At 43.2% G+C, this 13399-nt stretch carries 6 protein-coding genes; all 6 read left to right on the top strand.

Annotated features, from left to right (window positions below; translation table 11 throughout):
* Position 1 precedes the first annotated feature (1 nt).
* The 6 genes from NXV01_RS05510 (at position 2) to NXV01_RS05485 (ending at position 13295) form a co-directional block, all read left to right on the top strand.
* Positions 2 to 3034 carry a SusC/RagA family TonB-linked outer membrane protein gene (locus NXV01_RS05510; RefSeq protein ID WP_195649800.1) on the top strand — a complete coding sequence of 1011 codons (3033 nt, stop codon included), beginning with the start codon at positions 2 to 4 and terminating at the stop codon, positions 3032 to 3034.
* A gap of 11 nt (positions 3035 to 3045) precedes the next feature.
* Positions 3046 to 4818, top strand: coding sequence for a RagB/SusD family nutrient uptake outer membrane protein (locus tag NXV01_RS05505; RefSeq protein WP_259021872.1), 1773 nt, complete (start codon positions 3046 to 3048; stop codon positions 4816 to 4818).
* A 22-nt stretch (positions 4819 to 4840) separates the two neighbouring features.
* Complete coding sequence (locus NXV01_RS05500; protein ID WP_195649801.1) at positions 4841 to 5911, top strand: endonuclease/exonuclease/phosphatase family protein; 1071 nt, start codon at positions 4841 to 4843, stop codon at positions 5909 to 5911.
* Between the two features lie 5 nt (positions 5912 to 5916).
* The gene (locus NXV01_RS05495) at positions 5917 to 7212 is read left to right on the top strand and encodes an acetylxylan esterase (RefSeq protein WP_195649802.1); all 1296 of its coding nucleotides are present in this window, start codon (positions 5917 to 5919) and stop codon (positions 7210 to 7212) included.
* A gap of 195 nt (positions 7213 to 7407) precedes the next feature.
* Positions 7408 to 11466, top strand: a complete 4059-nt coding sequence (locus tag NXV01_RS05490) for a two-component regulator propeller domain-containing protein (RefSeq protein ID WP_259021870.1) — start codon at positions 7408 to 7410, stop codon at positions 11464 to 11466.
* 293 nt (positions 11467 to 11759) lie between these two features.
* Positions 11760 to 13295 (top strand): sulfatase-like hydrolase/transferase, encoded by a 1536-nt coding sequence (locus NXV01_RS05485; RefSeq protein WP_148365477.1) that lies wholly within the window; start codon positions 11760 to 11762, stop codon positions 13293 to 13295.
* Positions 13296 to 13399 lie beyond the last annotated feature (104 nt).

The raw sequence follows: 13399 nt of genomic DNA, 5'->3' as shown, positions 1-13399 counted from the left end.
AATGTATATGAAAAACAGAATAATCACACTTTTGTGCATCGTATGCCTGTTTGCGGGCAACGAAGTATGCCGGGCACAAGTGCAAGAAGTAATATCCGGTGTGGTGCGAAATGAGAGCAACAAACCCTTAGAGGGTGCAATCATTTCTGTTCCGGACAATCCCGAATACACCACAAGCAGTGACAAAGACGGAAAATTCATCATGGAGATTCCGTCGGGAGCCAGTATGGTCATTTGTAAGATTCCAGGATATCGGAACCAGACAATGAAATTCACTCTGAATAAACCGGTGGAGTTTCGTCTGATATCAGATATCGCCGGTCAGGATACATCTCTCGAAGTAGCCATGCTGCAAAAAGAGAGAAAAGGAGGTTATACAGGAGCAATCTCTACCGTTCAGGGAGAAGAGTTAGTTAAAACACCTAATAGCGGATTTTCAGCTACGCTGACCGGACGCTTGGCAGGATTGACTTCTATCCAATCCACCAGCACACCAGCCGATGATGCAACAACGATGTATATACGTGGTCTGAATTCCATAAATGGTAATTCACCTTTGGTTGTACTCGATGGAATTCCGGCTCCATTATTCGATATGAATACACTCGATGCCAACACTGTAGAATCTGTCAGTATTCTGAAAGATGCCGCAGCTAAAGCATTATATGGTCCGCGAGCTTCTTCCGGAGTAATTCTTATTACTACAAAAAGAGGCGAAATAGGACGTACTAAAGTAAATGTGAACATGGACTTCTCCATACAACAGGCTACCCAGCGTCCTAAAATAGTAAGTACCGGTGAATACGCACAAATGCGTAACCAGGCCTTACTCAATGACGGTGGCACTCCACTCTATTCTTTATATGAAATAGCCGGATTTACAGATGGAACTATGCCGGGACACGACTGGTATGACACTTTTATGAATGACGCAGCCAGTATGCAACGTTACAACGTCAATATCAGCGGAGGTAACAACCGGGTTAAATACCTTGTTAATGCCGGTTATCTTCACCAAAACAGCCTGATTGATGCAGAGAAGAATGATAATTATAATCCTGCACTCAAATTGCATCGCTTCAACATTTTAGCTAATGTGGACGTCACTCTGCATCGTTATCTAAACTGTTTCCTTAACACAAATGTCACTATCGACCGGATGAATCAAGGATACAACGGGACAGGAGATATCATGAATTCGATCTATCAGATGGCCCCCACCGTACCTGGACCTATCACCGAAGACGGAAAAGTGATTACTGCAGAATACAATGAATATCCCACTTACGGACTTATCAACCGTTCTGGATATAGCCATCAAACAGGTATCAATCTGAACGTCGCTTATGGAATGAATCTGGATCTGGGATTCCTGACTAAAGGATTGAGCGTAAAAGGAATAGTAGGTTATGAAGCAAACTATGACGGAACAATCTATGGTTCTACCGACTACGCACGTTATGCAGCCAATGGCAGCGGACTTTTCGGTACTCACACCACTCTTCCTCTAAGTTTAAGCAAGACCGCTAATATGCGCTACTTTATCAACTTCCAAGGATTCATCAACTATAATCGTATTTTTGGAGGCAGACATGAAGTAGATGCATTTGTCAGCTATTTCAATGAGAATATGATGAAAAACGGTGATCTCCCATACGATCGTTTGTCATTGATGGGACATGTGAAATACGGCTATAATTCACGATACTATATACAGGGAGACTTTACCTACGATGGTACAGAACAGTTCAGACCGGGTAACCGTTTTAAATTCTTCCCGACAGTATCTGCCGCTTGGGTGGTATCCAACGAAAGTTTCCTGAAAGACACAGATTGGCTGTCCTTCCTCAAAATACGCGCATCTGCCGGATGGCTGGGTAATGACCAGATATCTGACACCCGTTTCCTGTATGCTACGGATGTACGTTATAAAGATGCAGGTTACTTACTAAGCAACTACTATGGCTTTCACACTGTAGAAGGTATGCAAGGTAATCCATATATCCACTATGAAGAATCTTTCCAGCAAAATTATGGAATAGATGTTACCTTATTCAACTCACTAGGTATCACATTTGATTATTGGAACGTGAAACAGACCCAAATGGCTATCCAAGATAACAGTGTATCTTCTGCACAAGGTATCGCCAGTGAAAATCTGCCATTTGAAAATCTGGGTAAGATGAACAACAAAGGATTTGATATCGAATTATCTTATATCAAGAATCTGAAATGTGGATTAAGAATGACTATCAGAGGGAATATGGGATACAATAAAAATGAAGTAACTGACATAAAAGAGTTGAACCGTACCGCCAGCGGATATTACTATCCATATCGTAAAACCGGCTATTCTGCAGGACAACAGTTCGGATATCTGATTGACTATTCCAACGGAAACGGCTACTATAATAGCCAGGAGGAAATAGATAAAAGCGGTCTGCGATTCTCTGGTGCTTCTCCACGCCCAGGTGATTTCATTTACAAAGACTTAAATAACGACGGAAATATAGATGAGCGTGACCAGGCACCGATGGACAAAGCCCAGACACTACCTACACTTTCTTATGGTGGTTCTATTCAACTGGAATACAAAAACTTTGACTTGTATGTTCAGTTACAAGGTGTATCAGGTACAGCAGCCTACTACAGTGGATGCGGTACCTTCGATAATGCTTACCAAGGAGTGTACACAGACCTGCACCGTAATGCCTGGACAGCAGATCGCTATGCGGCAAATGAAAAAATCAGCTATCCGGCTTTGACCACAGGAAGCTCTTCAAGTCTCCAATCAAATGAATTCTTCTATTCCAAAAATAACTATATGAGATTGAAGAATGTAGTATTAGGTTATACACTTCCTAAACGTTGGAGCAGTAAGCTGAAACTGGAGAAAATGAGATTCTATATCAGCGGAGCCAATTTATTGACCACCTCATCTCTCAAGTTCGATAATCTGGACCCGGAACAATATTCCTACTCTGTATACCCCATTTACAGAACATTTAACATAGGACTTAACCTGAATTTCTAAAGACTGAAGTTATGAAAATAAATAAAATCATATCAGGAGTATTCTCCTTGCTCATATTATCCTCATTCATAGGATGTACTGAAATTGAAGATCATCCGGACGGCCGTACGGATTACAGCGATTTGTTTACCACGAACCGTAAAACGTATACTTATATGAATCAATGTTATGGATGGATTCTGAATTACGGAATGAACTATAACTATACCATGCTAGCTGGTTGTACGGATGAAGCCAAAGATTCCTGGGAACTACAGAACGGAGTTACCCGCAAATGGAATGAAGGACAATTATCTCCCTTCAGCAATCCGCTGGAGGACATCGAAGGAAATCCGGAAAACTACAATTATTATTATCAAGGGATTCGTGCCTGCAACATCTTTCTTGCCAATATTCCTACTGCCAGTGTCTACTCAGAAGATATCCGTAACAGTTTCAAGGCACAGGTACTTACATTACGCGCTTTCTATTATCTTCAATTGGTGAAACGTTATGGAGGTGTTCCCATCATAACAACTCCCGACTACGATTATACCAAGGTTAAAAGAGGTACATTTGGCGAGTGCGCCCGCCAAATATTGGCTGATTGTCAGGCTGCTATTGATATTCCCACTGTTGAAGAATGGGGATGGCGTTCCTTAGATAAGGAGAACTACCGTCACGTTATGACAAAAGCCATCTGTGCAGCCATCCGTTCACAGATATCACTCTATGCAGCCAGTCCTCTGTACAATGACGGAACAATCACTTGGACAGAAGCCGCAGAAATTACTAAAAAGTCTCTGGATGACTGTCTGGCGAACAATTATGAACTTTATAAGAAACAGCCGAATGCTACAGCTGGTTATTCTCCTTATGATGTGTATTTCTATTCGCGCACTGACTTGCCGGTAGTTAATGACAAAGAAACCATTATGGAAGTTGGACAGATGTATATGTGGAATTATGCTGGCCTGCCAACTACCGACGGCCAGACAGATGCCGGTGCGTGTCCGTCGCAAGAGCTACTTGATGCCTATGAAGTTGTGAACGGTGACATGACAGAATCTTATCCTCTGCTCAATTTAGAGAGCCCTTATCTAGATGCCAATCATCTACAGCCTAACTTGAATTCGGCTGTTCAAGGTCTCTACAATCAAGCCAAACCGTATGAGAATCGTGATCCGCGTCTTAAAGCTTCTATTTATTATGATGGTTCCAAACTAAACCTGGAAACCGGTGCACTACTCTCAACCAAGACAGGAGGAAACTGTGCACTTGATCCCAGTAATGCACGTTACACCTGTACCGGCTATTATACACGTAAGTTCTCGCATTATAAATCCGGACGTTCCGGCAATCTGGATGGCTACTTCAAAGAGTTCCGCCTGGCTGAATTATATTTGAATTATGCAGAGGCAGCTAATGAAGCATCCACTACCGGAACTGTACCCAATGATGCGGTAGACGCAGTCAATGCAGTACGTTCCAGAGTAGGTATGCCAGGCATTCCTTACGGATTATCCTGTGATCAGTTTCGTCTGCGAATCAGGAACGAAAGACGCGTAGAACTTGCTTTTGAAGAACACCGCTTCTTTGATGTACGCCGTTGGAAGATACTGGATCAAACAGACAAAGTAATCACCGGAATGAAAGCAAACTCGGATGGAAGTTACTCCCGTTTTGTAGTAGATAATAACCGAAAAGCATATAGTGAAAAATTCCTATTATATCCAATACCGGGTGACGAAGCAATCCGGTTACAGAATGCTTCAGGAACTAACTGTCAGAATCCGGGCTGGTAATCAAATCTAAAAAATACAGATTATGCAAAAGTGGTTATTAACTATTATTATTGCCATACTTCCTGTTATCACTGCATGTTCCAAAACCGATACGGAAGTATCTGTACCGGAAGAAGAAACAGGAAAGAAAACAGAGATTAAGTTCCTTCAACTCAACTTATGGGTGGAGTGTACCAAGGTGGAGCATGCTCCGGAATATCTGATAGAACAGATTGCTGCCCTACAGCCAGACATTGCTACATTTTGCGAATTATATAAAGGTCCGCAAGACGATCCCGTGATGCCTAAACTAATGCAAGGGCTTAAAAATAAGGGACTCATCTATTACGATGCACGAATAGACGGAAGAGCGGTCATATCAAAATATCCGATCAAAGAGACAGAACGCATCAACAAATGGATGTTCAAAGCGATTCTGGATGTCAATGGGAAACGAGTGGCCGTTTACCCGGCACATTCGGAGTATCGTTACTACACCTGTTACTATCCCCGGGGATACAATGACGGTAGCGTTAATTGGGATAAACTTCCGGCTCCTATCACTGATGTAGACAAGATACTTGCTGTCTGCGAAGAATCAGACCGTATAGAATCCGCCCAAGCTTTTATCAACAACGCTGCCAAAGAGCTAGAGCAAGGAGCACTCGTGTTTTTTGCCGGAGATCTGAATGAGCCTTCTTATCTGGATTGGCAGGCCGATACAAAAGAACTATTCGATCATCGCGGATGTATCGTCAATTGGGGAACTTCCAAATTGTTGGTTCAACGGGGATATAAAGATGCCTACCGGGTAATTCATCCCGATCCGGTGAAATGTCCGGGATTCACTTTCCCTGCAGACAATAAATCTGTCATTCCAGAGAATCTCTCATGGGCACCGGAGGCAGATGAACGCGAACGAATTGATTTCGTTTACTATTATCCAAATAAAAATCTACAAATAAAAAATGCCCAGATAGTAGGTCCAACAGGCTCTATTGTACGCGGAAAAAGAATAGAAGAACAAACCAAAGATCCAATCATTCCGCCCGTAAACAATCAGTGGCCAAGCGATCATAAAGGAGTGCTGATTACGTTTTATATCAAAGAGTAATTACAATGATTAACAGGATGCAAAAGTGGATATACATCATTATACTCCTGACCGGATACTCAATAAAAAGTTATACACAGGAGACCATAAATCTCAATATTCCTGTTGAGCAAAACTGGATGTTCGATAACGAACATCCAGTACGCTTCATGCTGGAATTGACATCTGCACAGTCAGGTTTTTCGGATAGGATACGTATGGACATTGCAACAGATTTCGGCAATGCTGTATCGTCTACCTTTATAACCTACTCTTTCGGAACAGATTCGATAGCTCCCGGTGGAGGCTTTCGCAGTCGTGCATCAGTCACTCTCATGAATCTCACTCCCGGGTTTTACCAGGCTTGTTTCATTGCTGGCACCGACACTCTGAAACATTTCTTCTTTGGATACGAAGCCGAACAGATTTTATCCAAACCGGATGGTCTCCCTAACTTAAAAAGATTTTGGAATAAAACCATCACCGAACTTAAACGTGTACAACCTGCCTATAAAATGACACGTCTACCTGAATCTTCGAAGCCAGAGCGTGATGTTTACGAAGTAGAAATGTGCTCGCTTGAAGGAGAAATCTTACGAGGGTATTGGGCAGTCCCTACAGATGGTCAGAGTCATCCGGCCGTAGTGGTTTATCAAGGTTATGATGCCGTCACCTGGATTCCCGGTCCCGACGACTATCCCGGTTGGTGTATCTTGGTCATTCCACCCCGTGGACAAGGCCTCAACAAACCTTATAACCGCTTTGGTGAGTGGATTGCTTTCGGACTCGATTCACCCAAACATTATTATTACAGAGGTGCTTTTGCTGATACAGTCCGCAGTATTGATTTTATTTTTGCTCAGCCATGCTTTGACGGACAAAACCTTTTTGCTACAGGTATTTCGCAAGGTGGAGCGCTCACATTAGCAGCAGCGTCACTCGACCATCGTATTTCCGCAGCTGCGCCTATCGTACCCTTTCTGTCAGACTATCCCGATTATTTCCGTTTGGTTCACTGGCCTGCCAGCTTGGTATTCGAAGGAGCTGCCCGGCAGAATATTGACAAAGATAAAATATTCTCATTACTAACTTACTTTGACTTGAAAAATCTGACCGGATGGATCAAATGCCCAGTATTAATGGGATTCGGACTTCAGGACAACATTACACCACCACATACAAATTTTGCAGCATACAATCACATCCGTACACCTAAACGCTGGATATGTTACCCTACATCAGGACACTTTGCAGCTTATGAGAACATGGACTCATGGATTGCTGAAAGTACTCGTTTTTTCAATCAGTATGTAGTGTGGTAATAATCTGAACTGATAAAAACGAAACAGGCACAAACACTATAACAAGAGGTTAGTCAGGTTAGAAACCGGGAGAGTAATTCTGTTAAATAGGATTCTCTCCCGGTACTTTATAGTTACTTTCTTCTAATAAGGTTCACAGAAATCGAATAAAAACAATATATTTGCATAGATGTAAACACCTTAAAAAATAAATTAGTGAGAAAAGTAATTCTTTTATTTCTGCTATTTTTAAGCGTAGCTGGAGTCCGCACACAAGGTCAAAACATCACTTTTAGCCACTTGACCACGGACGACGGACTCTCCCAATTTTCTGTCAATAGCCTTTATATTGATGAACGGGGAATTATATGGATCGGCACTCGTGAAGGACTGAACCGGTATAACGGTAACGATATCAAAAGTTTCAAACTTAATAAAAACGATCCGAACAGCTTGTTCAGCAATACAGTGCTGCGCATCACCGGAAACAAAAACGGAAAGGTATACCTGCTCTGTACGGACGGGGTGGCAGAATTCGATCTGACCACACAAAGATTCAAAACGTTGCTGCAAGGCAATGTGGATGCTATTTATTTCAATGAGAAATTATATATCGGGAAAAGAGAAGAAGTATTTGTATATAATGAAAGTACGGGAAACTTCGATCTCTACTATCATCTTGCCGGAAAAGATATCACCCTCTCCTGCCTCCACCTGGACGAAAAGAAAAATCTGTGGATGGGAACTACCAGTAACGGACTTTACTGCCTGTCCGACGATAAGAAAATTTCCCAACCTGTCACAAGAGGTAATATTGCCAGCATCTACGAAGATTCTTCCAAAGAATTATGGATAGGCAGCTGGGAAGAAGGACTTTACCACGTAAAGAAAGACGGAAGCATCGAAAACCTCCACCACGAACCCGGAAACCCGAACAGCCTTTGCTCCAACTTCGTAAGAAGTTGTAGCGAGGACAACGCAGGCAACTTATGGATAGGAACCTTTCACGGGTTAAATCGCTATGAAAAGAGCACAGGCAAATTCCAACTTTACACTGCCAACGCGAACAAACCCGACGGTCTCACCCACTCCTCTATCTGGTGCATCGTCAAAGATGAACAAGGAACAATTTGGCTGGGCACTTATTTCGGAGGAGTCAACTATTTCAATCCGGAATATGAAATCTATACCCGCTACAAGACGGGAGATACAGAAAAAGAAGGTTTAAGTAGCCCGATTGTCGGCAGAATGACTGAGGACAAAGACGGAAACTTATGGATCTGTACAGAAGGCGGTGGCGTGAATGTGTACGACCGGAAAAATAATACCTATCGGTGGTATCGCCACGAAGAGGGCAAAAATAGTATTTCCCATAACAACGTCAAAGCAATCTATTACGACCGGACTAATGAAATTATGTGGATAGGTACACACTTGGGAGGATTGAACAAACTCGACCTGCGTACCAACCGTTTCACAGTCTACCGGATGAAAGCGGGAGAGCCAACTTCGCTACCTTCGGATATCGTCCGAGACATTGTACCTTATAAGGACAAGCTGGTTGTCGCCACACAAAACGGTGTCTGTCTTTTCAATCCGGCAACAGGTGCTTGCCAACAACTCTTTAAAGAAACCAAAGAAGGAAGAGGCATTGGCATGGTAGCCAGTCTTTGCATCGACAAAGACGGTACATTGTGGATTGCGGCTACCGGGGAGGGTGTTTATTCTTACCGGTTCGACAGCGGTAAACTTACTAATTATCCGCACAATCCCGCTAATCCGAACAGTCTTAGCAACAATAATATCAACAGTATCATGCAGGACAGTAATGGTAATCTGTGGTTCTGCACCTCCGGAAGCGGTCTCGACCGTTACCGTAAGGCAAGTGATGACTTTGAAAACTTCGATGTACAAACAGATGGTTTATCCAGCGACTGCATCTACGAAGTATGCGAATCATCCATACAGAAAGGCGACTTATTGCTGATTACCAATCAAGGGTTCTCACAGTTTGACTATCCAAGCAAGAAATTCTATAATTACGGTACGGAAAACGGATTCCCGCTAACCGCCGTTAATGAAAACGCACTATTTGTGACACATGACGGAGAAGTGTTCCTTGGTGGTATTCAGGGAATGATTTCTTTCTGGGAAAAGAAGCTACACTTCACTCCCAAATCATATAATATCATTCTTTCCCGCCTGCTTGTCAACGGAAAAGAAGTAGTTCCGGGAGATGAAAGCGGCATCCTGGAACAGTCAATCTGTCACACTCCGGAAATCAGTCTGAAAGCGAATCAATCAATGTTTAGCATCGAATATGCCACTTCCAACTTCATCCCTGCCAACAGAGATGAGATTCTCTATCGTCTGGAGGGTTTCTCGAACGAATGGAACCATACTTACCGGAAGCAAACGCTGATTACTTATACAAACCTGAATCCGGGTAAATATACCCTTGTCATCAAATCACAAAAGGAAGGAATAAAAGAGGCCAGACTGCTGATTATCGTACTCCCTTCATGGTATGAGACATGGTGGGCTTACCTGATTTATACCATTGTCACTATCAGCCTGTTATGGTATCTTATTCAGAACTATAATTCGCGCATCAAACTCCGTGAGTCTTTGAAGTACGAGAAGAAGCATATTGAAGACCTTGAAGCATTGAACCAGTCGAAACTCCGTTTCTTCACTAACATCTCACACGAATTCCGCACACCGTTAACGCTGATCGTGGGACAAGTGGAAACTTTGTTGCAGGTGCAGACATTTACGCCTAATATATATAATAAGGTGTTGGGAATCTACAAGAACAGTCTCCAATTACGGGAACTGATTACGGAACTACTTGATTTCCGTAAACAGGAACAGGGTCACATGAAGATCAAAGTAAGCCAGCACAACCTGGTTAACTTCCTGTATGAGAATTATCTGCTCTTCCTCGAATACGCCAGCAGCAAACAAATCAACTTCAAGTTCAACAAACAGAAGGATGACATTGAAGTGTGGTATGACCAAAAACAGATGCAGAAAGTAATAAACAACCTGCTGTCTAATGCAGTAAAGCATACCAAGGCCGAAGATACGATTTCGATTAATGTATCGCAGGAGAAAGACCATGTCATCATTGAAATAAAAGATACCGGTACAGGTATCGCCGCTGCCGAAATTGATAAGATATTCGACCGCTTTTATCAGACCGAACATCTCAACTCGCTGAATACCGGAGCCGGTACAGGCATCGGACTGGCACTGACGAAAGGTATTGTGGAACTTCATCACGGCACAATCCGGGTGGAAAGCGAACCGGGCAAAGGAAGCAGTTTCATCATTACCCTCAAACTAGGCAAGGAACACTTTACAGAAGAGCAAATAGCAAAGGATGATACGGAAACCCTCCAACAGACAGAAACTATTGTTCCTTCAGTAGAAGTAATCCCTGATTCGGAATGGAAAGAAGAAGATAACAAGCGTATCGAAGACGCCAAAATGTTGATAGTGGAAGACAATGAGTCTATCAAGCAGATGTTAGTCGGTATTTTCGAAACATTCTATCAGGTCAGTACGGCTTCCGATGGAGTAGAAGCATTAGAGATGATACAGAAGGATATGCCAAGCATCATTTTAAGTGATGTCGTGATGCCACGTATGTCGGGTACGGAACTTTGCAAACAGATCAAGACGGACTTTAATACCTGCCATATTCCGGTGGTATTATTAACTGCGCGTACTGCCATAGAGCACAATATCGAAGGTTTGAAGATTGGTGCGGATGATTATATCACGAAACCGTTTAATACCAATCTTCTGATTTCCCGCTGCAATAATTTGGTTAATTCCCGCCGACTACTGCAAGAGAAGTTCAGCAAACAACCACAGGCTTTTGCCCAAATGTTGGCTACCAACCCGATGGATAAGGAGATGCTCGACCGTGCGATGGCTATTATCGAACGTCATCTGGACAATACGGATTTCAACGTCAATATCTTCGCTCGCGAAATGGGTATGGCACGTACGAACCTATTCACCAAACTGAAAGCTGTGACAGGTCAGACTCCGAATGATTTCATCCTAAGCATACGTCTCAAAAAGGGTGCTGTCATGTTAAGGAATAACCCGGAGCTGAATATCACGGAGATTTCCGACCGGATTGGGTTCTCCTCCTCCCGCTATTTCAGTAAATGTTTCAAGGAGATTTATCACGTCAGTCCGCTGGCTTACCGTAAAGGAGAAGAGAGCGGAGAAGAAGGAGACGGGGAAGAAACAGATTAGCAGGCAACTGTACAAGCACTCTTGCAAAATAATCTTATATTATTAGGCACGGATCACACGGATTTCACGGATTAAAAAAACGATGAGTATGAAAACTACAGCGTTCATCCGTGTGATCCGTGCCTAAATTTATAATATAAACGGTTTCTTAGTCCGGACATCTTCGCCCGAATAAAAAAGGTAACTTCTTAAGTGTACTATTTTGTACTTCACTTGTACATTCCTACTCATTCTTTTTCTTCCAATCGCTTATCTTTGTGTTCATTACATTATTTCCTAAAACACTCAGCATTATGAAAAACGTTTCGCGTCTACTTCCCCTGTTGTCCGGCATCGTCACGCTGTCAGGATGCAATCAAGCACCCCAAAAGAGCAATGGGCAGAATAACCAAAAGCCTAACATTATTTATATATTTGCAGATGATCTCGGCATTGGTGATTTAAGCTGTTATGGAGCAACGAAAGTGAGTACCCCCAACATCGATCGGCTGGCAGGACAAGGAGTACAATTTACCAATGCTTATGCAACTTCCGCCACCAGCACTCCTTCCCGTTTCGGACTCCTGACCGGTATGTATCCATGGAGACAAGAAAACACAGGGATTGCTCCCGGCAACTCTGAACTCATTATCGATACTACGTGCGTCACCATGGCAGATATGCTGAAAGATGCAGGATACGCAACCGGTGCAGTAGGCAAATGGCATCTGGGACTCGGTCCGAAAGGTGGAACCGACTTTAACAACCGGATTACCCCTAACGCACAAAGCATCGGTTTTGACTACGAATTTATTATTCCGGCTACCGTAGACCGTGTACCTTGTGTATTTGTAGAAAACGGACATGTCGTAGGACTTGACCCCAATGATCCTATCACCGTAAGTTATGACCACAAAGTCGGCGACTGGCCTACGGGAGAAGAGAACCCGGAGCTCGTCACTTTAAAACCCAGTCAGGGACACAATAATACAATTATCAACGGTATTCCCCGTATCGGCTGGATGACCGGAGGAAAATCCGCTCTTTGGAAAGATGAAGACATAGCTGATATCATCACCAACAAGGCTAAGAATTTCATTGCATCCCATCAGGAAGAACCCTTCTTCTTATATATGGGTACGCAAGACGTACATGTACCGCGCATCCCCCACCCACGTTTCGCAGGCAAAAGCGGACTCGGCACTCGTGGCGACGTCATCCTGCAACTGGACTGGACCATCGGTGAAATCATGCACACACTGGATAGCCTCCACATCGCAGACAACACCATCCTTATCTTTACCAGCGACAACGGTCCTGTTATCGACGACGGCTATCAAGACCAAGCTTACGAACTTCTCAACGGACATACTCCGATGGGGATCTACCGTGGCGGGAAATACAGTGCTTACGAAGCGGGTACACGCGTTCCGTTTATTGTCCGTTGGCCTGCCCGGGTGAAGCCGAACAAGCAACAAGCTCTCTTCTCTCAAATAGATGTGTATGCATCGCTCGCCTCACTTCTGGACCAACCTTTACGCAAGGGAGCTGCCCCCGACAGTCAGGAACATCTGAACGTTCTCCTCGGCAAGAATAATACAAACCGTGAGTATGTCGTTCAACAGAATCTCAATAACACACTTGCCATCATAAAAGGCCAATGGAAATACATCGAACCGAGCGATGGCCCCGCCATCGAACATTGGACGAAAATGGAGTTAGGCAACGACAAACAGCCTCAACTTTACGATTTATCCTCCGATCCATCGGAGAAAACGAATGTATCAAAACAACATCCCGACATAGTGAAAGAGTTATCCGAATTACTAGAATCCGTAAAAGAGAAATAGTTTATGAGAACAGAAAAATTGTATGATTTTGCACCAATCTTGAATAATTCTATCCATATTAGAATATTCAATCCGTCTATCTTTGCAAGCGTAGATTCAATAAA

The organism is Bacteroides sp. BFG-606, from assembly GCF_024788145.1.
Classification (GTDB): Bacteria; Bacteroidota; Bacteroidia; order Bacteroidales; family Bacteroidaceae; genus Bacteroides; species Bacteroides vicugnae.
Note: the sequence above shows the minus strand (reverse complement) of the source record. Positions and strands in the feature narration are given on the sequence as shown.